Origin of the sequence: Prauserella flavalba (assembly GCF_003202235.1) — a bacterium.
Classification (GTDB): domain Bacteria; phylum Actinomycetota; class Actinomycetes; order Mycobacteriales; family Pseudonocardiaceae; genus Prauserella_A; species Prauserella_A flavalba.
The window spans coordinates 243,179-264,958 of the sequence record NZ_MASU01000014.1 but is presented as its reverse complement, the minus strand read 5'-3'; the positions used below and the strand labels follow the sequence as shown (position 1 = coordinate 264,958).

The following is a 21,780-nucleotide window of genomic DNA, read 5'->3' as shown; positions in this document are numbered from 1 at the left end:
CTCGCCCGCGGCGAACCTGCCGAACTGTCAGCCCCCGCACGACAAGATCTCGATCGTCGAGGTGCCCACGAAGCACCCTGAGCGGGCGGCGGTCGTGGCCACGCCGGTGCTGTTCCCCGACGGCGGCAACCCCGGCGGACCCAACCCGGACGGCACCAACCGCTCGGCCACCACGGGCTGCCACGACCTCACGGCGTACCCGGAGAAGAACCTCATGGCGGGCGCGTGCATGGGTGACGGCGTGCTGTTCGACCTCTCCGACAAGCTCAACCCGCGGGTGATCGACCGCGTGCAGGACAACGTGAACTTCGCCTTCTGGCACTCGGCGACGTTCAACAACTCCGGCACCAAGGTGGTCTACACCGACGAGCTCGGTGGCGGCAGCCTGCCCACCTGCAACGCGACCTTCGGGCCCAACCGCGGTGCGGACGGCATCTACGACATCACCGGCCGCGGCGACAACCGCAAGCTGGAGTTCCGCAGCTACTACAAGCTGCCGAGGTACCAGACCGAGAACGAGAACTGCGTGGCGCACAACGGTTCGCTGATCCCGGTCAAGGGCCGCGACATCATGGTCCAGGCCTGGTACCAGGGCGGGATCTCGGTGTGGGACTTCACCGACTCGGCCAACCCCAAGGAGATCGGCTACTGGGAGCGCGGCCCGCTGTCGGACACGCAGCGCATCGTCGGCGGTTCGTGGTCGGCGTACTACTACAACGGTCACATCTACTCGTCGGACATCCAGAAGGGCTTCGACGTGCTGGCCATCAACGACTGGCGCACCGCGCCGGCGAAGTCGGTCCGCTACGACGAGTTCAACGCACAGACCCAGCCGGTCTACGGTCGCGGCTGACCGGTCACGGCTGAACCCACAGCCACGCGGCGGCGTCCGCCGCCAGCCTTCCCTCCACGAGGGGAGCGCTGGCGAGCAGCACGTCGCCGCGTGGCACGGGAACGGGTGCCGCTGACGTGTTCAGCGCGCAGATGAGGCCGCCGGGCCTGCGCCGGTAGGCGAAGCAGCCCGGCGGCGCGCCGTACCACTCCACGTCCTCGCCCGCGAAGCCCGGATGCTCGCGGCGCAGCTCGATCGCCCTGCGGTACAGCGAGAGCGTCGACTCCTCGTCCTCCAGCTGTGCCTCGACGGTGAACGGCGCCCAGCCGGAAGGGATCGACTCCCAGTCTCCGGGCAGCGCGGAGAAACCGAACGGCGGCGCGGTGCCTTCCCACGGGATCGGCGCCCGCGAACCCTCCTCGGTGTCGCCGAGGCCGAGCTCCTCACCCGCCCGCAGGCACACCGCGCCAGGAAGGCCCAGCACCACGAGCGCCATCGCCCGCGCCCGGTTCAGGCCCCGCGTGCCGCCCCCATAGCGCGTCACCTGCCTCGGCAGGCCCTCTCCCGCCAGTGCCCAGGCCGGTGGGGCGCCGACGGGCGCGACCGTGGCCAGCGAGCGCTCGATGGCGGCCTGCAGCGCGTCGGCGTCGAACGCCGTGCGCGCGAGCCGGGGGTGCACGGCGAGGTGCAGCTCGTCCGGCCGCAGGTACCTGGCGAAGCGCTCGTCGTCGGCGACGTCGAGCCCGCCCAGCGAGACCGCGTGCGGGTACTCGTCGATCACCTTGCGGATGGCCTGGTGGATCTCGTGCACGCCGTCGTCGTCGAAGCGGGGATCCGTCCGCCCGCCGGTGTCCGGCAGGTCGCGGTGCTTGGCCATGCCGGACGCGGCCGCGAGGTGGATCCCGTCGGCGCCGCGGTCGAGCCAGAAACGCAGCGTGCGCTCGAAATCGGCCCGTACCTCGGGGTTGGTCCAGTTCAGATCCGGTTCATGCGGGCCGAACAGGTGCAGGTACCACTGGCCGTCGTCCACGCGCGTCCAGGCGGGGCCGCCGTCCCGGGCGCGCCAGTCGTTCGGCGGCAGCTCGCCGTGCTCGCCCCTGCCGCCGCGGAAGTGGTAGCGCTCGCGCTCGGGGCCGCCCGGCGCGGCGGAGAGCGCGGCAGCGAACCAGATGTGCTTGTCGCTCGTGTGGTTGGCCACGAGGTCGAGCACCACCCGCAGGCCGGCGGCGTGCGCCTCGGCGAGCAGCGAGTCCACCGTGTCGAGGTTGCCCAGCACGGGATCGACCGCACGCGGGCCCGCGATGTCGTAGCCGTCGTCGGCAAGGGGGGAGAGGTAGAAGGGCGTCAGCCGCAGCGCCTGCACCCCGAGCAGGTCGAGATAGCCGAGCCTGCCCCTGATGCCCTCGAGGTCGCCGACGCCGTCACCGTCGAAGTCTGCGAAGGAGCGCACGGGCAGCTCGTAGAAGACGGCGTCCCGCCACCAGGGGGCGCCGGCCGGTGCGGAGGGCCGTGCGGTGTCTCTGCCGGCTCTGCGCACCAGCGGTCACACCCAGCTGTTCATCATCGACTGGGCCGCCATCTCCAGGTACTGCCAGAGCTGCGTGCGGTACGGCTCCTCGATGCCGCTCTCGTCCACGGCGATCCGCATCGCGCGCAGCCACGCGTCCCGCTCGATCGGCCCGATCTTGAACGGCGCGTGCCGCATGCGCAGCCGGGGGTGCCCACGCTGGTCAGAGTAGGTGTGCGGGCCGCCCCAGTACTGCATGAGGAACAGCCGCAACCGGTCCTCGGCCGGGCCGAGGTCCTCCTCCGGATAGAGCGGGCGCAGCACCTCGTCGTCGGCGACCTCGGCGTAGAAGCGGGCGACGATCTTGCGGAACGTCGGCTCGCCACCCACCGCCTCGTAGAACGTACGGGGATCCGGCGTCTCGCTCACTTCAGCCACCTCTCCATTCTGCCGTGCGTCGGTCACGCTCTTCAGTTCGCGGTGCCGGTAGAACCGTTACCGAAGAAGCGGCCGAGCGGCGGCTCGAAACCGGCCCGTTCGAACGCGGGCAGGATCTCCGCGCGCAGGGCCCGCTGCACCGCCCACTGGCGGCCCGGCCGCACCTTGACGGTGAGCCGCAGCTGTGTGCCCTCTGGCGTGACGTTCTCCACGCCGAGCACCTCGGGCGGCTCCAGCACGTCCGGTGCGATCCCCGGCCGGGCCACGGCCTCGGCGGCGACCTCCTCCAGCAGCGTGCTGGCCCGCTGGACGTCGGTGTTGTAGCTGAGTGGGATGTCGACCACACCCACGGCGTAGCCCTGGCTGGAGTTGCCGACGCGCAGGACCTCGCCGTTGCGGACGTACCAGACGGTGCCGTTGAGGTCGCGCAGCGTGGTGATGCGCAGGCCCACCGCCTCGACGGTGCCCACGGCCTCGCCGACGTCGACGACGTCGCCGACGCCGTACTGGTCCTCCAGCATCATGAAGATCCCGGACAGGAAGTCCCGCACCAGGTTCTGCGCACCGAAACCGATCGCCACGCCCACGATGCCGGCCGAGGCCAGGATCGGGGCGAGGTTGATGCCGATCTCGCCGAGGACCATGACGAACGCGAGGCCGTACACGACCACGGTGGTGAGCGACTTCAGCACCGAGCCGATCGTCATCGCCCGCTGGCGGCGTCTTTCGAGCACCACGGGACCGAGCACCTCCGGCGCGCGCTCGCGCAGGGGACGCAGCAGCGCGGGCAGCTTGCCCTCGGCGCCGTCGCCGTCGGCGGGCGTTCTGGTGAGCCGGTCGATGAGCTTGCGGACCAGGTACCGCACGAGAACGGCGACCACGAGGATCAGCAGGATGCGCAACGGCTTGGCGACCAGCCAGTTCGCCGAGCCCGCCAGCCACTCGTTCCCGGTGAGCCGCCAGATCTGCTGGCACCAGGTGCCCGCCTCGTTGATGCAGGACGGCGGGTCGCTGAGCAACTGCTCCACTTCGGGGAACGCTCCTTCCATGTTTGTGACGCCGCACACTCTCCAGGTCCGGTGAGTCCCCCGATTACGGCATGTTGACCACGTCGAGTCCGACCACAACGGTACTGGGAAGTGACACGTTGCCTAACGCACGTGCGTTTTGGCCCCGGTCTGTGGTCGACTAGGGCAACACCGGTGGAGGTGGTCGCGTGCCAGACCGACAACCGAGCCCCCACGGCGCCCATACCCGGCATCCGGCCGGGCAGGCGCCGGAGGCCAAGCTGTGCGCGCCAGTAGGCGTCGTGATCGGCGGCCCACATGCCAGTGGGCCACAGCCGACCGGGCCTCCGGCGCGCGCGGGCCGGATCACCCGCTCGCACGGTCAGCGGCGGCCGAGGGATCCGGGAAGCGGCGGTTCGTCGGCACCTGGCTGGGGCAAACGTCGTGTCCTGCTGCTCAACACGACGTTCGAACCACTCACCGCGTTACCTCTACGCCGAGCCATCGTGCTGCTCGTGTGTGGCAAGGCGGAGGTCGTGCACGAAGATCCAACGGGGCTGACGTTGCACGCCGCCACCGTGGCGGTCGAGGTTCCTTCGGTGATCAGGCTGAGCACCTACGTGCGCGTACCCTACCGTGCCCAGGTTCCCCTGACGCGGGCCGGGTTGATGCACCGGGATCGCTTCCGCTGCGCGTACTGCGGGGCTCGCGCGGAGACGATCGACCACGTGGTGCCGCGCAGCCGCGGCGGTGCGCACTCCTGGCAGAACTGTGTCGCCTGCTGCGCGAAGTGCAACCACCGCAAGGCGGACAAGCTCCTATCGGAGATCGGCTGGCGGCTGCGCGTCGTGCCGACGGCGCCGCACGGTCCGCACTGGAGGCTGCTCGCGCACTCCACCGAGGCCGACCCGCTGTGGCAGCAATACCTCGGCGCCCCGGCCGCGTGAGGTGTCACGCGGCCCGGGGCGTGCCGTGGTCGGTATTCACTTCTTCGTTCACGTCGTCGTGAGGGGCCGGGAACGGGCCGGGAACGCTGCGTGGACGTTCCGGGCGTTCCGGCTCAGGCGGTGACGCGCGTACCGCGGGTGACTCGCGTGCCGCGGGTGACGCGGGTGCCCGCCGTGACCCTGGTGCCGCGGGTGACTCGCGTTCCCCGCGTGACGCGGGTGCCCGCCGTGACCCTGGTGCCACGAGTGACCCTCGTCCCGGCCGTGACCCGCGTGCCGCGGGTGACCCGGGTACCGCGCGTGACGCGCGTGCCTGCCGTCACCCGAGTGCCGCAGGTGACGCGTGTACCCCGGGTGACGCGAGTGCCCCGCTCGGGGGATTCGGCGAAAAGCGACGAAACGGTGTTCTGGTTCGACTCGGCGGGGGTCAGGACGGTGTGCATGGCAAGTCCTCCTGTGACCGGCGTGTGACCTGTTGGGATGGGAGGGTGAGGCGCAAGGCCCGTACAGGTGAAAAACGTACGAGCATTTCAGTAGGGGAACAAGGTGCGAGAGCCCGGTGCCGCCGCCCGTACGGTGAGTTGCGACCTTTCGCGAACGGCGTTTCGGCCCAACGTGGGATTCCCGGCGTGGCAAGCGGCGGACGGGCCCCTTCGCGCGACGGGCGGCACGGCCCGTTCGCCGTGGCAGGTGAGGTGTGACCGGGGGCCGTCGGATACCCTGCGGTCGTGAGCATCCTCGAGACGACTCTGGTCTTCGCGGTGATCCCGCTCGCCATCTACGGTGTGTTCGCCTTGGGCACCCTGCGTTCGAGGTTCGCAGGTAGGCCCAGGTACCGGCCGGGGCAGGCGTGGGAGTTCCCGCCGATGTGGTGGAGTGCCAACCCGGCTGGCGCCGGTGATGCGCACGCGGCTGGTGAGACGGCGAGCCCGTCGAAGGTTCGGGGAGGTGCCCGTGGGAGCTGGTGAGCTGACCGAGAGCCCGTCGACCGGGCTCGAGGGAACCGAGTTGCAGCCCGGCGCGGCCGTTACCGCGAGCGGACGCGTGTCCGTCGCGCAGATGTACGAGCCCGCTGCTCCAAAAGGCCCATTCACCACCGCCCAACTGGCCCGCCTCGACGAGGCGTTGACGCTGGCCAGCAGGGAGACGGGCCTCGAGTTCAGTATCTACCTCGGCGAGCTCGGAAACGACAGCCGTGTGGGTGCGGAGTCGCTGCACGACAGCCTCGGAGCGCAGGGCGACCACGCCGTGCTGATCGCGGTGTCGCCCGGTGAGCGCGTGGTCGAGGTCGTCACCGGCGGCGAGGCCATGCACCGCCTTCCCGACCGCGGCGCCAAGCTCGCGGTGATGAGCATGGTCGCCTCCTTCAAGGAGGGCGACCTGATCGGCGGCCTCGTCAGCGGGCTGCGCATGCTGGCCGACGCGGCCGGTCCGGCCCCGCGCTGACCCAAGCCACCCCAGAAGCCCCCAAGGCCACCTTTGTTGCGTTCAACGCAACAAAGGTGGCCTTGGGGGCTGTTTGCTTGAGTGGGGTCAGCTCTCGTCGAACTCGCGGGCGGCCAGTGCCCGCACGATGCCGGCCCTGCCCTCGGACACCAGGCGGCGCAGCGCGGGCGAGTGCTCGCCCTCCAGCCACGCGTCCGCGGCGGCGACGCTCTCCCGGTTCACCGCCCACGACGGGTACAGGCCCACCACCGTCGGCTGCGCGCGCTCGCTGGACCGGCGCGCCCACACCTCGTCGATCGCATCGAAGTACCTCGCGACGTAGTCGCCGAGCAGATGCTTCTGCGCCGGGTGCGAGAAGCCGGAGATGATCGCCTCGTTCACGGCGTTCGGCAGCTCGTCGTCGTAGACGGCGCGCTCCCACGCCTTCGCCTTCGCCTCCGCGTTCGGGCGCAGCGCCCGCGACCGCTCGGCGTGCCTGCGGCCCGTCGCCGTGTCGTCGCGTGCCTGCTCCGCGTCGATCTCGGCGTCACCGGCCTTGCCGTGCGCCACGAGCGCGTGCAGCAGCCGCCAGCGCAGGTCCGTGTCCACCGTGAGGCCCTCCAGCGGCGCCGAGCCGTCCAGCCAGCCCGCCAGCACGGCCGCCGTGTCGTCATCGAGCACCGAGCCCGCCAGCGAGTTGACGAACGCCAGCTGGTGGTCCGAGCCGGGTTCGGCCCCACGGACCAGCTCCAGCAGGCGTGCCGTGAACGACGGCCAGCCCTGCTCGCGCGCCCACTTCTCCTCGGCGTAGGAGTTCAGCGCGGTCTGTGCCTGCAGCAGGAGCCGCTGCACCACGCCCACCTCGGTCTCCGCGTGGATGCCGCGCTGGACGAGCGTGACGAAGTCGCGGGCCTTCAGCTCGGCTTCACGCGTCATCTCCCAGGCCGCCGACCAGCACAGTGTGCGCGGCAGCGGTTCCGTGATGTCGCCGATGCGGTCGATGAGCGTGACCAGCGAGTCGCTGTCGAGCCGCATCGTGCAGTAGGTCAGGTCGTCGTCGTTGACGAGCACGAGCTTGCCCGCCGGCACGCCCACCAGGTCGGCCACCTCGGTGCGCTCGCCGTCGACGTCGAGCTCGACACGGTGCGTGCGCACGAGCTTGCCGGAGCCGTCGTCGTCGTAGACGCCGACCGCGACCCGGTGGGTGCGCAGCTCGCCCTCGCCCGGCTTGGCGCCGCTCTGCAGCACCGCGAACGACGTGAACCGGCCCTCGCCGTCGACCTCGAACCGCGGCCGCAGCGAGTTGAGCCCGGTCGTCTCGAGCCACTGGGCGCTCCACCACGACAGGTCGCGGCCGGACGCTTCCTCCAGCGCGCCGAGCAGGTCCGCGAGCGTCGCGTTGTCCCACGCGTGCTTGCGGAAGTACACCCGCAGGCCCGCGAGGAAGTTCTCGAGCCCGACATACGCGACGAGCTGCTTGAGCACGCTCGCGCCCTTGGCGTAGGTGATGCCGTCGAAGTTCACCTCGACGGCGTGCAGGTCGACGATGTCGGCCGCGATCGGGTGAGTCGAGGGCAGCTGGTCCTGCCGGTAGGCCCACGACTTCTCGATGTTGGCGAAGCTCGTCCACGCACCCGTGTACTCGGTCGCCTCGGCCTGTGCGAGCACGCTCGCGAACGTCGCGAACGACTCGTTGAGCCACAGGTCGTCCCACCAGCGCATGGTGACGAGGTCGCCGAACCACATGTGTGCCATCTCGTGCAGCAGCGTCTCGGCCCGCCGCTCGTAGGCGTACCGCGTGACCCGGCTGCGGAAGACGTAGTCCTCCAGGAACGTCACGGCGCCCGCGTTCTCCATCGCGCCCGCGTTGAACTCGGGCACGAACAGCTGGTCGTACTTCGAGAACGGGTACGGGGTGCCGAAGTTCTCGTGGTAGAAGCCGAAGCCCTGCTTGGTCTCGGTGAACAGGCGCTCCGCGTCCATGTAGTCGGCGAGCGACGCGCGGCAGTAGATGCCCAGCGGGATCGTCTTGTGCTCGTCGGCGTACTCGTCACGCCACTCCGCGTACGGACCCGCGATGAGGGCCACCAGGTACGTGGAGATCCGCTCGGACACGGCGAAAACGGTGCGGACGGCGCCTTCCGGAGTGTCCTCTTGGGACTCGACGAGCGCGTTGGAGACGACCTTCCAGTCCTTCGGCGCGATGACCGTCAGCCGGTACGTCGCCTTGAGGTCGGGCTGGTCGAAGCACGCGAACATGCGCTTGGCGTCGGCGGTCTCGAACTGCGTGTAGAGGTACACGCCGCCGTCGACGGGGTCGACGAAGCGATGCAGGCCCTCACCGGTGTTCATGTACCGGCAGTCGGCCTCCACCACGAGCTCGTTGCTCGCGGCGAGCCCCGGCAGCGCAACACCGTCGTCCTCGACGTAGCCCGACACGTCCAGCGCCGTGCCGTTGAGCGTCGCGGAACGGACACCCTCGGCGACGATGTCCACCCATGACGACTCGCCCGCTCGCGCGGCCGAGAAGGTGATCCTCGTCTTCGAGTCGAACGTCTTCTCACCAGGGCGGCCGTGGCCGTCCGTGAGGTCGAGCTCGACGTCGTAGGACTCCACGTCGAGGAGTTCGGCACGCTGTTTGGCTTGGTCACGGGTCAGGTTTGGGGCGGGCACTGGCACCTCTGTGCTGGTAGCGGTTGTCGGTTTCGATCTGCTCGGGGCATCAAATCATGGGAACGCGGGCCGTCGCGACGGGGAACAAGTCGTATGTCGACGCTGTTGCCCCGTAATAGGGGAGTTGCTTACCCGCAGGCGAGTGCAACCAATCAGGAGACTTCATGCCTACAGAGCAGCAGGACGGCAGGACGCGCGTCGACTTCTACTTCGACCCGGTGTGTCCGTTCGCGTGGATCACTTCGCGCTGGATCCTCGAGGTCGAGAAGCACCGCGACCTGGATCTGCGCTTCCGGGTGATGAGCCTCGCGGTGCTGAACGAGGGCCGGGACCTGCCCCAGGACTATCGCGAGCTGCTGGACAAGGCGTGGGGACCGGTGCGCGTGGCGATCGCGCTCGCGCAGCAGCAGGGCGAGGACGTGCTGCGGGACTACTACACCGCGTTCGGTACCCGCTACCACAACCAGGGCAACAAGGACGTCGAGATCGTGCTCAAGGAGGCGCTGGCGGAGGTCTCGGCGCCTGCCGAGCTGCTCGACGCCGCGACCTCGACCGAGTACGACGAGGCGCTGCGCAAGAGCCACCACGAGGGCATGGACCCGGTGGGCATGGACGTCGGCACGCCGACCATCCACATCGACGGCGTCGCCTTCTTCGGGCCGGTGCTCTCCTCGATCCCGAAGGGGGAGGAGGCGCTGAAGATCTTCGATGGCGCGCGGCTGCTCGCCGGCTACCCGGACTTCTTCGAGCTCAAGCGGACGAGGACGGGCGACTTGAACTTCGACTGAGCGGGGGCCCGCCCGGACCCGCAGTGAAGGCCACCTTGCCTGCGTTCAACGCAGTGAAGGTGGCCTTCACTGCAGACGGAGCGCGGCGTCGGTGACGTCGGCCGGGCACGGGGAGAGCTCCCTGGCCCGCGTCGCGTGCAGCTCGCCGGCTTCGACGGCGGCGCGCAGCGCGGCGAGCCTCGCCAGCGTCTCGCGCGCCGCCTCGGTGAACTCCCGGTCCACCGGCTCGCCGTGTCCCGGCACCACCACGCGGGGTGTCAGCGCGAGCAGGCCGTCGAGCGCCGAGGGCCATGCGTGCAGGGTCGTGTCGGGCCCGAACGACTCGGCGGTGAACGAACCGCCCGGCGCGTGCTCCACCAGGTCGCCTGCGAACACGACGCCCGCGTCCGGCACGTGCACCACGAGGTCGTGTCCGGTGTGCGCGGGGCCGAAGTGGTCGAGCACCACCCGCCTGCGCCCGAGGTCCAGCTCCGTCCGGCCGGTGACGAGGCGATCCGGCAGCACGATGCGGGTGGCCTCGAGGTGGGCGGCCACGTCGGGCCTGCCCTCGTCGCGATAGCGGCGGGCCCACCGTTCGCGGTCCCCGGGGCCCTCGGTCGCCAGCGCCGCCCGGCAGCCCTCGTGCGCCCACACCTCGCAGGGCTCGAACGCCGCCGTGCCGAAGGCGTGGTCGAAGTGCGCGTGCGTGAGCGCCACCGTCCACGGCAGCGGCGTCAGCTCCCGCACCGCGGCGGCCAGCTGGGCACCCTGTGCCGGGTCGCCGCGCGTGTCGATCACCAGGCAGCCGCGCTCGCCCAGCACGAGACCCGTGGACAGGTCCAGTTCCTCGTGGCGGCGGACGTACACGCCGTCGCCGAGGTTCGCCCACCGGCCGTCAGCCACGCTCGTACACCCCTTCCCTGAGCCTCGGCACCACCCGCGACGAGCCCACGGCCACCGCGTGCCCGACGAGCCCGCCGTGACCGTTCTCCCGCAGTTCCCGGCCCGAGGCCGAGCCCGCCACCAGTGCCCCGGCCTCCGGTTCGGCCGCCCGCCACGCCAGCGCCGCGAGTGATGCCTCGGGCGACAGCCGCCGCGCGCCCAGGTCGAGCAGCGCGGCCACGACGGCACCCGCGCCCAGGTGGTCTTCCACGCACGGCCGCAGCGGCCCCGTCGCGCCCGGTCCGGCTCGCAGGTGGACGCCCCAGCGCTCGCCGCAGGGCACCACGCCGACCGGTGCGTCCCCGGCCAGCGCCAGGGCGGCCTCGGCCACGGCGTGCGCGTTGCGCAGGCACGCGGTGAGCACGTGCGCGCCGGTGGCGGCGGCCTCGGCCGACAGCGTCGCGCCGTTGGGGGAGCGCAGCGGCACCTCGGTGCCCTCGGACGGGTCCTCGCCGAGCCAGTGCACGGGCCGCACCCGGTGCCCTTCCGCCAGCGCAAGGTCCACCCGGGTGGAAAACGACAGCACGTCGACCACGACCAGCACGGCGCACCCGGCGCCGAGCGCGGCAACCCCCTCGGCACCCCACTCGAGGCGCACGTCGTGACCTGCCTGCCGGAAGACGCTCACCGCGTCAGCTTGCCGGGTGGTGCGCGGCGGTGTCCTGCGGGGATGGCACACTCCGTGCCGTGCGTGTCTATCTGGGATCCGACCATGCGGGCTTCGAGCTCAAGAACCACCTCGTCGCTCACCTCGAGAAGCAGGGCCATGAGGTGACCGACGTCGGTCCGCACGTCTACGACGCGGCGGACGACTACCCGGCCTTCTGCATCGAGGCCGCGCGGCGCGTGGTCGCCGACGAGGGCAGCCTCGGCATCGTGATCGGCGGCTCGGGCAACGGCGAGCAGATCGCCGCCAACAAGGTGCCCGGCGCGCGGGCCGGTCTCGCGTGGAGCGTCGAGACGGCCAAGCTGACCCGCGAGCACAACCATGCCCAGCTCATCGGCGTCGGCGCGCGGATGCACACCCAGGACGAGGCGACCGAGATCGTCGAGGCGTTCCTGGCGACCCCGCCTGACCTCGACGCCCGCCACTCGCGGCGCGTGCAGCAGATCAAGGACTACGAGACCACCGGAAACCCGCCGGCTCTGCCGGAGGCCTGATGCCCGAAGGGCACACCCTGCACCGGCTCGCGCGGCTGCACCAGCGGCGCTACGCCGGCGCGCCGGTGCGGGTGTCCAGCCCTCAGGGCCGGTTCGCCGCCGACGCGGCCCGGCTCGACGGGCAGGTGCTGCGCAGCGCAGAGGCGTACGGCAAGCACCTCTTTCACAACTACGGTCCACAGGGGACGGTGCACGTCCACCTCGGGCTGTACGGCACGTTCACCGAGGCGAAGCTGCCGGAGACACCGCCCGTGGGCCAGGTGCGCATGCGGCTCGCCGGCCGGACACATTGGACGGACCTGCGCGGCCCGACGCGGTGTGAGCTGCTCACCGAACCCGAGGCCGAGGCCATCAAGGCGAGGCTCGGCCCCGACCCGCTGCGCCGGGACGCCGAGCCGGAGCAGGCGTGGGAGCGCATCTCCCGTTCTCGTACGTCGATCGCGGCACTGCTGATGGACCAGTCGGTGCTGGCCGGGGTCGGCAACGTCTACCGCGCCGAGGTGCTGTTCCGGCACGGGATCGCGCCGATGCTGCCCGGCCGTTCGCTGGACGCCGTGCTGTGGAAGGACATCTGGGACGACCTCGTGACGCTGATGCGAGCGGGTGTGCGCACGGGCCGGATCGACACCGTGGCCGACGAGCACCTGCCCGAGGTGACCGGTCGTGCCCCTCGCCAGGACCGCCACGGCGGTGAGGTCTACGTCTACCGGCGGACGGGGCAGCCGTGCCTGGTCTGCGGCGCGCCCATCGCACACAAAGAACTGGCAGGCCGGAACCTGTACTGGTGTCCGACCTGCCAGCCTTCGTGACGGGTTTCGTCAGTTCACTCAGAAGCCGCCGAAGTCGCCTCCGAAGTCACCCCCGCCGAAGTCGCCACCTCCGAAGTCGCCTCCGTAGTCGCCACCACCGTCGCCGTAGTCGCCGCCGTCTCCGCCATCGCCACCGGCGTCACCGGACTCCGCGGCGTCCTCCTGCCCGGCGTCGTAGCCCGCCTCCCAGGCTCCGGCGCTCGCGATGCCCGCCATGCCGGAGAACATCGCGCTGAACAGCAGCATCGAACCGAGACCCCAGGCGCCGGCCACGAGCGCGGGCTTCCACCACGGCTCGCTGTACCAGCCCCTCGGCACCGGCCTGCCCGCGACCCGGCCGCCCGGGTAGTAGTGCGGGGTGCTCTGGCTCGGTTCCGGCGAGGCCTCGTAGTGCTGGCCCTCGACGTCCACGGAACGGTGCTCGGTGACCTTGCCCGCGCGCTCGCGCTCGGCGTCCTCGGGCAGGGCGGGACCGGGGTCCATGCCCATCGCCTCGCGGGCCGCGCGCACGTAGTACAGGCCCTCGAGCGCGGTCTCCTTCACGAGCCGGGCCTGCTCGGCGGTCTGCGCCTGCTCCATCTGCGAGCCGGCGGCGTTGTAACGCTCGGCCGCGTCGGCCATCGCCTGCTGTGATGCCGTGTCGGTTCCCGTGAGGTTCAGCACCTGACCGCCGAGCCGTTCCAGCCAGCGGCGGGCCTCCGACTTGGCGTCCTCGAGCTGGCGCCGCTTGGCCTCCTGCTGAGAACGGACCAGGTAGAAGCCGCCGCCGACGACGATCAGTAGGAGCACGATCACGACGATCGCGGTACCCATGGGTCACTCCCGGTTGTTTTGGTTCGTTGAACCGGACAACGCGGACGTTACCCTTCGAGTTCCCGTGACGTCACCAGGCACGGCCGACCGTGTAGGACTCGGTGTAGATGTCCTGCTTGCGCACGACGTCGCCCGACTCCGGCGCGGCCCACATCTGGTTGCCGCCGGCGTAGATGCCCACGTGGTAGACGCCGCCGCCGTCGGAGAAGAACAGCAGGTCACCGGGCACCTTGTCGCCCTTGCCGATCTGCGGCACGGCCGCGCGCTGGTCGCTCGACGTGCGTGGCAGGTCGATACCGACCTTGCCGTGGACGTACTGGGTGAAGCCGGAGCAGTCGAAGCTGTCCGGCCCGCTGGAGCCGTACGAGTACGGCTTGCCCGCCTCGCTCGCCGCGGCGTCGACGATGCGCTGGTTGACGGGCTTCTGCGCCTGCACGGTCTGCTCGGCCGACAGCGAGGGATCATGGATCTCGTCGCCCCGGTAGTTGAGCCGCCAGTGCGACGTGCGCTGGACCGGCACGGAGATCGAGGTCACGCCCTCGGCGTTGGTCTGGCCAGTCTTCGAGACCGACCACGGCTGGTCGGGCCCGGCCCGCCACTCCAGGTCCACCGGCTCGCCGGGCAGCGGCCGGTCGCCCATGCCGGTGAGCTTGCCGCTGAACGTCACCTGAGCGCCCGGTGCGACGGACTTGGGCGGTGCGTCGAGGCTCTGCTCGGTGGGCACGACCGCCGAGGAGGTGCCGGCGAAGCCGAGCAGGGTTCCGGCGCCGACGGCGGCGACGATCGCTGACCTTTTCCAGGTTGTCGTGGGCACGCGTTTCCTCCACGGAAATTCGGTTCTACGGAATGTGTTCCCCCGACTACCGCCGTGGCTTTCCCGCCGACGGCGCCCGGAAACGGTAAACACGCGAATGCGCTGGAAGGCGAGCCTTCTTTCACCGAGAGCGGTGATGTGAGGAACAAATCGGCGAATGGTGTTTAACCGGCGTCCGCGCGATCACCAGGGAATGTCTCGCATCGTCCCGTGAATGCGATACGTGGTGTTCGGTGCGGCAGATCACAGCCTGGATGTGGTCGCGGTCACCGCTGGCCACCAGAACTAGAACACGTTATAGTTCTGGCGCATGAAGTTCACACTGTCGGTGGCCCTCAGCCCGCTCGAACAGCTCACCGAGCTCGCCGCGACGGCGGAGGAGTGCGGGTTCGCCTCGGTCGCACTGCCCGACTCGCTCTTCTACTCGGAGACGGTGTCGGCGGACTACCCCTACACCCCCGACGGCAGCCGGTTCTGGGACGAGGAGACCCCGTGGGTCGACCCGCTGATCGCCGCAGGGGCGATGGGCGCCGTCACCAGCCGGATCCGCTTCTACACGTCCGTGCTGAAGCTCGGCTCGCGCAACCCCGTGCTGCTCGCCAGGCAGGTCGGCTCCGTCGCCAACCTCACCGGCGGCCGCTTCGGGCTCGGCCTCGGCGTAGGCTGGTCGCCCGAGGAGTTCGAGTGGTGCGGCGCGCCGTACGAGCACCGGGGCAAGCGCGTCGACGAGGCCATCGAGGTGCTGCGCCTGATCCTCGGCGGAGGCATGGTCGAGTACCACGGGCGGTTCTTCGACTTCGGCAGGCTGCGCATGAGCCCAGCGCCCGAGCGGCCCGTTCCGTTCTACATCGGCGGGCACACCGAGGTGGCGCTACGGCGCGCGGCCAGGGCCGGTGACGGCTGGGCCTCGGCGATGATGAAGTTCGACGACCTGGCCACAACGATCGGGCGGCTGCGCGAGCTGCGCGCGGAGTACGGGCGCGCGGGCGAGCCGTTCGAGGTCCAGGCCGTGTGCATCGACCGCTTCGGCCTCGACGGCTACCGGCAGCAGGCCGACATCGGCGTCACCGACGTGATCACCGTGCCCTGGGTGTTGCAGGGCCTCGGTTTCGACGCGCCGGTGGCGGCCAAAAAGGACGCGATCAAGAAGTTCGCCGACGAGATCATCGACAAGTTCGAGGAGGCCTGAGCCGTGAGTGTCACCGTGTGCTGGGATCCGGAGGCGGAGCAGCCGCCCGCGCGCCTCGCGGCGTGGCGGTCGATGCAGGCCGTCGTGGCGGGGGAGAAGGACCGGTGGCTCACGCTGTTCCATCCCGACGGCGTGATCGAGGACCCGGTGGGGCCGTCGATGTTCGACGAGGAGGGCAAGGGCCACCACGGCACGGACGGCATCTCCGTGTTCTGGGACAAGACGATCGCGAACGTCGAACGGTTCGAGTTCGTGATCAGGGACTCGCACGCGGCGGGCGATGAGGTGGCCAACGTCGGCACGATCACGACCTACCTGCCGGGCAACTACCGCGTCGACACCGATGGCGTGTTCGTCTACAAGGTGGGCGAGGACGGCCGGATCGTGTCGATGCGGGCGTTCTGGGAGACCGAGCGCGCGATGGCGACGGCGCGGCAGGTCTCCGCGTAAACACTGGCGGCACGAGCGTAAGGCGCAGGTTTCGCGCGGTGCGTCCGGTGGGCGTGCGGTCGAGGGTCCTGCCGACGATGGCGCATGCATGTCGCCTTGTTCTGGGGCTGGCTGCCCGACTCGGCCGCCGGCGCGACACACTGGGTCCCGCCGACGCGGCAGTACCGCCCGGCGACCGGCCTGCGCTCCCGCTGCGGCCGCCGCTGCATCCCACTGGACCGCACGCACCACTGGCACAAGCTGCCGAGGTGCCGGGAGTGTCTGGCGGAGTTGCCGTGAGCGGTCCACGGCGTCGTTGATCACGGGGACCGCCAGACCGCCGAGGAGCTGAGTGCACGCGTTGAGCTGCGGCTCGGGCAAGCAGTGGGACAGATGAAGAATGATGACGTGGGTACCGCTGACGAGGAGCTACTGGCCGAGTTCGGGACGTGGGCGTATGAACCGCTGACCCTGGCGCCAAGGCAGGACTACGACCTCGAACTGGCCGTGATCGACTTTGCGCCATTGTTGTTGGAGATCGCGTCGGATCCAGCCTGCCCTAAGCGGGACTTCGCGCTCGGCGTGCTGTACATCCTGGCCGGAGATGCCGGAGAGCTTCGACTACACCGCATGGTGTGGCCACGGTCTTGCCCGTCGGCCCGTTGACTAATGGCCCGTTTGTGGCCCAAGACGACGAACGGCGTCTCCCCGTGATCGGGAACCGCCGCTTTGAGATGGCCTTTGACCTGCGTAAACGTTCTGGAGCGGGCGACGGGAATCGAACCCGCACCACCAGTTTGGAAGACTGGGGCTCTACCATTGAGCTACGCCCGCATGCGACCGGTGACCAGCCGCCCCGGTAGTGTAGCGGTACGCGCTAAGGTGGTCGCACACCGCCCGGGCGTGGCGGTCGCGGGGTGTGGCGCAGCTTGGTAGCGCATTCGCTTTGGGAGCGAAGGGTCGCAGGTTCAAATCCTGTCACCCCGACAGCGTGCTGGAGGGCCACCGTGTTCACGGTGGCCCTCCGCTGCTCAGTACAGGGCGTTCATGCCCTGCCAGTCGCCGAGTCCGAGCGTGCGCTGTTTGGTGTCACAGTCCGCGTACGTCGGGTACATCGTCAGGTCGGTCTCGAAGGCGTGGTCGAGGCCGAACGCGTGGCCCCACTCGTGGGTCGCCACGCTCTCCAGGTCCACCAGCCCGATGCAGTTCGCCGGCATCACGTCGGTGAAGCCCTTGTTCGACGCCAGGTAGATGTCGGCCTCCGCGTAGAAGCCCGTGTCGACGTACGCGGCCAGGCACGTGATCGCCAGGATCTCCGGCGAGTCGGTGGGGCCCCAGCTGATCGTGTTGTAGTTGTTCGGGAATTTGCTCGTGCACTGTCCCGCGCTGTCGATGTTCGCGTACAGCGTGTGGTTGCCCTGGTAGGCGCCGCGCGCGGAGAACTGGTTCGTCGGCAGGCCGCAGTCGTTGTCGCCGAGCGTCATGTTCTGGTTCGCCCAGCGCAGCGCGGACAACGTCGTGCTCGCCGGAAGGCCGGCCCTCGACGCCGTGCTCGCGTTGTACCACCACGCCAGCGTGCGGTTCCAGCGTCCGCCGATGAGCACGTAGCTCGACTGCGCACACGGGTCCGCCTGCGCCGCCGCCCGCTGGGTACCGCCGACGTGCTCCGCGGTCGCGCTCACCATGCCGTCGTCGTTGGTGACCGTCAGGTCGATGCTGCCGGTCCTGGTCAGCGCGCTCACCGTCACCGACATGCCCCGCTCGGGCACCCGGGCGCCAACGCCCTGCGCAGCGGTCACCGTCCTGCCCGCCAGCCCGCAGTCCGCGACCGGCACGGGTGTCGCCAACTCGGCCGCGTGGACCGGGCCCGCGCCGGGACACTCGGGGCCCGGCGGCGCCGCCCCGGTCTCAGCGCTCGCCGAGCCGACCACCAGCGAGGCGAGCGCCAATGCCACGGACGCGAGCAGAACGGTCGTCCTTCGTGCTTTCCGCATAGGTTCCCCATTCACCGCGATCGGCGGAATTTCCCCAGTAGCACAAGAAAATCGCGCACGTGGCGCGATTTTCACGCTGAGAATTATCCGGAGATCGGCTGGTCCGCCGACACCGCCGGATGGCCGAACGGCCATGCGGCACGGTCGGTGGGGAATTTTCAGGCGCGGTCGCTCGCTATCCGGTCGATCTCCGCCACCAGCTTGTCCACTTCGGACTCCGTGGTGTACGGCGCGATCCCGGCGCGCACGGCGCCCGTGTCGCCGAGCCCGAGGTGCCGCGCGCACTCCAGTGCGTAGAACGTGCCCGCCGGTGCGTTGACACCGCGCTCGCCGAGCTCGGCGTAGACGTTCGCGGGTGCGACACCGTCCACTGAGAACAGCACCGTCGGCGTGCGATGGCGCCCGGGCGAGCCGTACAGCACCACGCCGTCGATCGCGCGGAGCCCGGCCTCGAGCCGCCTGGCCAGGGCGTCCTCGTGCTCCTCCAGCGCACGCAAGGAGGTCGACAGGCGCTCGCGCCGGGATCCCGTGCCCGGCACCAGTTCCGCGATGAAGTCGATCGCGGCCGTCGTTCCGGCCAACAGCTCGTACGGCAGTGTGCCCAGCTCGAAACGTTCGGGCACCACGTTGGTCGAGGGCAGCAGCTTGTCCGGGTGGAGCGTCTCCAGCAGTGCCGGACTGGCCGCCGCGAAACCCAGGTGCGGCCCGAAGAACTTGTACGGCGAGCACACGTAGAAGTCGGCGCCGAACGCGCGCATATCGACCGGGGTGTGGGCGGTGAGGTGCACGCCGTCGACGTAGCAGAGCGCACCGGCGTCGTGGGCCTTCGCGGAGATCGCGGCGACATCGGGCCTGGTGCCCAGCAGGTTCGAGGCGGCGGTCACGGCGACGAGGCGGGTGCGCTCCGACAGCTGGTCCGCGACGGCGGACACGGGCAGCTCACCGGTCGCCGGGTCGAAGTCGGCCCAGCGGACCGTGGCACCGCGCGCCTCGGCGGCCTGCACCCACGGGCGGATGTTCGCGTCGTGGTCGAGCCTGGTCACCACCACCTCGTCGCCGGGCCGCCAGTCCTTGGCGAGTGCGCGGGAGAGGTCGTAGGTCAGCTGGGTCATGCTGCGCCCGAAGATCACGCCCTCGGGCTCGGCGCACACTAGGTCGGCCGTCGCCCGCCGGGCCTCGACCACGATGCCGTCGGCCCGCCGCTCGGCCGCGGTCACCGACCCGCGGTTGGCGATCGCCGAGCACAGCGTGCGCGCGACGGCGTCACCGACCACGGCCGGCACCTGCGATCCGCCGGGGCCGTCGAAGTGCGCCGCGCCCTCGGTCAGCGCCGGGAAGTGCTTCCTGATCCGCTCCACGTCATAGGACATGCGGCTGAGTATGCCCGGACGCGGGCGCGGAAATCAGACCTTGCGGTGCCGCGCGCCCGCGTGCTCCGGGTCGGGAAGCAGCAGCTCGTCGAACACGGTCCGGTAGCGGACCATCGCCTCCCGCAGTGCCTCCGTGGACGACTGGCCCACGCGGTGGCTCTCGACGACGTCGTGTGCCGTGCGGTAGTGGCCGATCGTGCGCGAGTGCTTCACCGACAGCGCGGCGGCCTGCTGTTCGTGGTCGCCGGTCGGGTAGCCACGGTCGGCCATCAGCGCGGCCAGCAGCCGGTCGGCGTCCACCACGGCGTCGGCGGGCCGGTCGACGAACTGCTGCTGGATCAGGTTCCAGCTCTCGGTGTACCGCACGCGTGCCTCGTCGGACAGCGGGCGGATGGAGAGCTGCTCGTGTTCGGCCTCGCGGCGCGCGAGCTCCCGCTCGGCGCTGCGCTTGCTCGGCGCGTGCTCGACCTCGCGGTCGTACTCGGGGCCGAACCGTTCACGCAGGTGCCTGCGCTGCACCTGGCGGCGGGCAGCGAGTGCGATCACCACGATGACCAGGATGATGGCCAGTGCGACAAGGGTGATCACTGCTCCAGTCGGCATCAGGTCCTCCTAGGCTCACCCGTTCGAGTTACCACTCAGCGGCAGGCGGAAACCTCGGCATGCGAAAGGCCCCCGGCGCCGCGCGGGCACCGGGGGCCTCACTGGGCACCGCTCTAGTGGGTCGACGCCTTCTCGGCGCCCGCTCCGGTGAGCGAGCGGACCTCCATCTCCTTGTACTTCTCCTCCAGGTGTTCCTTCGACAGCACCGTGCCGAGCCAGCCGAGGAAGAACGACACCGGGATGGACACCAGGCCCGGGTTCTGCAGCGGGAACCAGTGGAAGTCGGCGCCCGTGATCATCGACTTCTCGGTGCCCGATACGGCGGGGGAGAAGACGATGAGCACGATCGTCACCGCCAGGCCACCGTAGATCGACCACAGCGCACCGTTGGTGTTGAACCGCTTCCAGAACAGGGAGTACAGGATCGTCGGCAGGTTCGCCGACGCCGCCACCGCGAACGCGAGCGCCACGAGGAACGCGACGTTCTGGTCCTTGGCGAGGATGCCGCCGACGATCGCGACGGCGCCGATGACGCACGCGGTGATCCGGGCGACCCGCACCTCCGTGTTCTTGCTGTCGACCTTGCCCTTCTTGATTACGTTGGCGTAGACGTCGTGCGCGAACGACGCCGACGCCGTGATCGTCAGGCCAGCCACCACGGCGAGGATCGTCGCGAACGCGACCGCCGCGATGAAGCCGAGCAGCACCGGGCCGCCGAGAGCCTCGGCCAGCAGCGGAGCCGCGGAGTTCTCCGCGCCCGGTGCGTTGCTGATGGTCTCGGAGCCGACGATCGCCGCGGCACCATAGCCCAGCACCAGGGTGAACAGGTAGAACAGGCCGATCAGCACGATGGCCCACACCACGGAGCGGCGGGCTTCCTTCGCCGTCGGCACGGTGTAGAAGCGCATCAGCACGTGCGGCAGGCCCGCCGTGCCGAGCACCAGCGCGATGCCCAGCGAGAGGAAGTCCAGCTGCGACGTGCCGCTGACGCCGTAGCGCTCACCGGGGTTGAGCAGCGCGTCGTTGCCGCCCGCCCGCTCGGAGGCTGAGCCGAGCAGCTCGGAGAGGTTCAGGCCGTAGCGGCCCAGCACCCACACCGTCATCGCGAACGCACCCGCGATCAGCAGGGCCGCCTTGATGATCTGCACCCAGGTGGTGCCCTTCATGCCACCCACGAGCACGTAGGTGATCATCACGACGCCGACCACCGCGATCACCACGGCCTGTCCCGCGTCGGCCTCGATGCCGAGCAGCAGCGACACGAGGCCGCCCGCACCCGCCATCTGCGCCAGCAGGTAGAAGAACGACACGGCGAGCGTGGACGTCGCCGCCGCCGCGCGCACCGGACGCTGCCGCATGCGGAACGCGAGCACGTCGCCCATCGTGAACTTGCCGGTGTTGCGCAGCAGCTCGGCGACGAGCAGCAGCGCCACCAGCCACGCCACGAGGAATCCGATGGAGTAGAGGAAGCCGTCGTAGCCGTAGACGGCGATCGCACCGGCGATCCCGAGGAACGAGGCGGCCGACAGGTAGTCGCCCGCGATCGCGGTGCCGTTCTGCGGGCCGGAGAACGCGCGGCCCGCGGCGTAGTAGTCCGACGCGGTCTTGGTGTTGCGCGAGGCGCGGAACACGACCACCAGCGTCGCGACGACGAACAGCGCGAAGATGCTGATGTTGAGGGCGGGGCTGCCGCCCTCGACGCCCTGGGCGAGGTTCACTGCGCGCCTCCCTCGATGTCCTCACGGATCTTGTCCGCGATCGGGTCGAGCTTGCGGTTGGCGTACCGCACGTACAGCCACGTGATCAGGAACGTCGACACGAACTGCAGCAGGCCGAAGATCAGGCCGATGTTGATGTTGCCGACGACCTTGGTGGACATGAAGCCGTGCGCGTAGTCCGCCAGCACCACGTAGAGCAGGTACCAGGCGAGGAAGAGCACGGTCATGGGGAAGACGAAGTTCCGCAGTCTCTTGCGCAGCTGCTTGAACTCCGCGCTGGAGTGGACCTCTGCCCAGGTTTCCGGCCCAGGCGGATGGGTCGAGGGCTCGGTGGTACTCACG

The 21,780-nt window shown here is 70.1% G+C and carries 24 protein-coding genes and 2 tRNA genes; 12 read left to right on the top strand and 14 right to left on the bottom strand.

Annotation, left to right across the window (positions count from 1 at the left end; genetic code table 11):
- Window positions 1–853 (top strand): LVIVD repeat-containing protein (locus BA062_RS32200; RefSeq protein ID WP_425452980.1); only part of this gene is annotated, 853 nt, incomplete at its 5' end.
- 4 nt (window positions 854–857) lie between these two features.
- Here BA062_RS32200 and BA062_RS32195 read toward each other — a convergent pair.
- The 3 genes from BA062_RS32195 to BA062_RS32185 all read right to left on the bottom strand — a co-directional run bounded on the left by BA062_RS32195 (window position 858) and on the right by BA062_RS32185 (window position 3,805).
- Entirely contained in the window at window positions 858–2,282 is a 1,425-nt protein-coding gene (locus tag BA062_RS32195) for an alpha-amylase family glycosyl hydrolase (RefSeq protein WP_245960108.1), read from the bottom strand.
- A gap of 93 nt (window positions 2,283–2,375) precedes the next feature.
- Complete coding sequence (locus BA062_RS32190) at window positions 2,376–2,768, bottom strand: globin (protein WP_110342888.1); 393 nt, start codon at window positions 2,766–2,768, stop codon at window positions 2,376–2,378.
- Window positions 2,769–2,809: 41 nt separating this feature from the next.
- Window positions 2,810–3,805 (bottom strand): mechanosensitive ion channel family protein, encoded by a 996-nt coding sequence (locus tag BA062_RS32185; RefSeq protein ID WP_110342887.1) that lies wholly within the window; start codon window positions 3,803–3,805, stop codon window positions 2,810–2,812.
- 188 nt (window positions 3,806–3,993) lie between these two features.
- Between BA062_RS32185 and BA062_RS32180 the strand changes: the two genes are divergently transcribed.
- From BA062_RS32180 to BA062_RS32165, 3 genes are all read left to right on the top strand, one after another.
- On the top strand, window positions 3,994–4,731 hold the full coding sequence (locus BA062_RS32180) for an HNH endonuclease (RefSeq protein ID WP_245960106.1): 738 nt from the start codon (window positions 3,994–3,996) through the stop codon (window positions 4,729–4,731).
- 728 nt (window positions 4,732–5,459) lie between these two features.
- The gene (ctaJ, locus tag BA062_RS40740) at window positions 5,460–5,699 is read left to right on the top strand and encodes an aa3-type cytochrome oxidase subunit CtaJ (RefSeq protein ID WP_110342885.1); all 240 of its coding nucleotides are present in this window, start codon (window positions 5,460–5,462) and stop codon (window positions 5,697–5,699) included.
- Window positions 5,686–6,177, top strand: coding sequence for a DUF5130 family protein (locus BA062_RS32165; RefSeq protein WP_245960111.1), 492 nt, complete (start codon window positions 5,686–5,688; stop codon window positions 6,175–6,177). Before ctaJ ends, BA062_RS32165 begins: the two co-directional genes overlap by 14 nt.
- A gap of 87 nt (window positions 6,178–6,264) precedes the next feature.
- Here the strand turns inward: BA062_RS32165 and pepN are convergent, their stop codons facing one another.
- Window positions 6,265–8,829, bottom strand: coding sequence for an aminopeptidase N (gene pepN, locus BA062_RS32160; protein ID WP_110342883.1), 2,565 nt, complete (start codon window positions 8,827–8,829; stop codon window positions 6,265–6,267).
- A 164-nt stretch (window positions 8,830–8,993) separates the two neighbouring features.
- Between pepN and BA062_RS32155 the strand changes: the two genes are divergently transcribed.
- Window positions 8,994–9,617, top strand: a complete 624-nt coding sequence (locus BA062_RS32155) for a mycothiol-dependent nitroreductase Rv2466c family protein (RefSeq protein WP_110342882.1) — start codon at window positions 8,994–8,996, stop codon at window positions 9,615–9,617.
- A 66-nt stretch (window positions 9,618–9,683) separates the two neighbouring features.
- Here the strand turns inward: BA062_RS32155 and BA062_RS32150 are convergent, their stop codons facing one another.
- The gene (locus BA062_RS32150; protein WP_110342881.1) at window positions 9,684–10,499 is read right to left on the bottom strand and encodes an MBL fold metallo-hydrolase; all 816 of its coding nucleotides are present in this window, start codon (window positions 10,497–10,499) and stop codon (window positions 9,684–9,686) included.
- The gene (locus BA062_RS32145; RefSeq protein ID WP_110342880.1) at window positions 10,492–11,166 is read right to left on the bottom strand and encodes a 2-phosphosulfolactate phosphatase; all 675 of its coding nucleotides are present in this window, start codon (window positions 11,164–11,166) and stop codon (window positions 10,492–10,494) included. Before BA062_RS32145 ends, BA062_RS32150 begins: the two co-directional genes overlap by 8 nt.
- Before the next feature lie 59 nt (window positions 11,167–11,225).
- On the opposite strand from BA062_RS32145, the gene BA062_RS32140 reads away from it, so the two are divergent.
- Window positions 11,226–11,699 carry a ribose-5-phosphate isomerase gene (locus BA062_RS32140; protein ID WP_110342879.1) on the top strand — a complete coding sequence of 158 codons (474 nt, stop codon included), beginning with the start codon at window positions 11,226–11,228 and terminating at the stop codon, window positions 11,697–11,699.
- Complete coding sequence (locus BA062_RS32135; RefSeq protein ID WP_110342878.1) at window positions 11,699–12,508, top strand: Fpg/Nei family DNA glycosylase; 810 nt, start codon at window positions 11,699–11,701, stop codon at window positions 12,506–12,508. The genes BA062_RS32140 and BA062_RS32135 overlap by 1 nt, the downstream gene beginning before the upstream one ends.
- A gap of 18 nt (window positions 12,509–12,526) precedes the next feature.
- Here the strand turns inward: BA062_RS32135 and BA062_RS32130 are convergent, their stop codons facing one another.
- Window positions 12,527–13,321, bottom strand: a complete 795-nt coding sequence (locus BA062_RS32130; protein ID WP_110342877.1) for a hypothetical protein — start codon at window positions 13,319–13,321, stop codon at window positions 12,527–12,529.
- 70 nt (window positions 13,322–13,391) lie between these two features.
- Window positions 13,392–14,135, bottom strand: coding sequence for a C40 family peptidase (locus BA062_RS41240; protein WP_342768970.1), 744 nt, complete (start codon window positions 14,133–14,135; stop codon window positions 13,392–13,394).
- Between the two features lie 310 nt (window positions 14,136–14,445).
- Here BA062_RS41240 and BA062_RS32120 point away from each other — a divergent pair, with 310 nt between their 5' ends.
- From BA062_RS32120 to BA062_RS32105, 4 genes are all read left to right on the top strand, one after another.
- Window positions 14,446–15,324, top strand: coding sequence for a TIGR03619 family F420-dependent LLM class oxidoreductase (locus BA062_RS32120; protein WP_110342876.1), 879 nt, complete (start codon window positions 14,446–14,448; stop codon window positions 15,322–15,324).
- A 3-nt stretch (window positions 15,325–15,327) separates the two neighbouring features.
- Window positions 15,328–15,774, top strand: a complete 447-nt coding sequence (locus tag BA062_RS32115) for a nuclear transport factor 2 family protein (RefSeq protein WP_110342875.1) — start codon at window positions 15,328–15,330, stop codon at window positions 15,772–15,774.
- A gap of 84 nt (window positions 15,775–15,858) precedes the next feature.
- Complete coding sequence (locus BA062_RS32110) at window positions 15,859–16,053, top strand: hypothetical protein (RefSeq protein ID WP_110342874.1); 195 nt, start codon at window positions 15,859–15,861, stop codon at window positions 16,051–16,053.
- 93 nt (window positions 16,054–16,146) lie between these two features.
- The gene (locus BA062_RS32105) at window positions 16,147–16,419 is read left to right on the top strand and encodes a hypothetical protein (RefSeq protein WP_110342873.1); all 273 of its coding nucleotides are present in this window, start codon (window positions 16,147–16,149) and stop codon (window positions 16,417–16,419) included.
- A gap of 94 nt (window positions 16,420–16,513) precedes the next feature.
- Here BA062_RS32105 and BA062_RS32100 read toward each other — a convergent pair.
- Window positions 16,514–16,587, bottom strand: a tRNA-Gly gene (locus tag BA062_RS32100).
- Between the two features lie 79 nt (window positions 16,588–16,666).
- Here BA062_RS32100 and BA062_RS32095 point away from each other — a divergent pair.
- Window positions 16,667–16,740 (top strand) — tRNA-Pro (locus tag BA062_RS32095).
- A 44-nt stretch (window positions 16,741–16,784) separates the two neighbouring features.
- On the opposite strand, the gene BA062_RS32090 is transcribed toward BA062_RS32095, so the two are convergent.
- The 5 genes from BA062_RS32090 to BA062_RS32070 all read right to left on the bottom strand — a co-directional run bounded on the left by BA062_RS32090 (window position 16,785) and on the right by BA062_RS32070 (window position 21,779).
- Window positions 16,785–17,708 (bottom strand): matrixin family metalloprotease, encoded by a 924-nt coding sequence (locus BA062_RS32090; protein WP_168214150.1) that lies wholly within the window; start codon window positions 17,706–17,708, stop codon window positions 16,785–16,787.
- 197 nt (window positions 17,709–17,905) lie between these two features.
- A complete protein-coding gene (locus BA062_RS32085) occupies window positions 17,906–19,117 on the bottom strand; it encodes a cysteine desulfurase-like protein (protein ID WP_110342871.1) in 1,212 nt (403 codons plus the stop codon).
- 33 nt (window positions 19,118–19,150) lie between these two features.
- On the bottom strand, window positions 19,151–19,720 hold the full coding sequence (locus BA062_RS32080) for a hypothetical protein (RefSeq protein WP_110342870.1): 570 nt from the start codon (window positions 19,718–19,720) through the stop codon (window positions 19,151–19,153).
- Between the two features lie 113 nt (window positions 19,721–19,833).
- Window positions 19,834–21,438, bottom strand: a complete 1,605-nt coding sequence (locus tag BA062_RS32075) for a solute symporter family protein (RefSeq protein WP_110342869.1) — start codon at window positions 21,436–21,438, stop codon at window positions 19,834–19,836.
- A complete protein-coding gene (locus tag BA062_RS32070) occupies window positions 21,435–21,779 on the bottom strand; it encodes a DUF485 domain-containing protein (RefSeq protein ID WP_110342868.1) in 345 nt (114 codons plus the stop codon). Before BA062_RS32070 ends, BA062_RS32075 begins: the two co-directional genes overlap by 4 nt.
- Between the last annotated feature and the right edge of the window lies 1 nt (window position 21,780).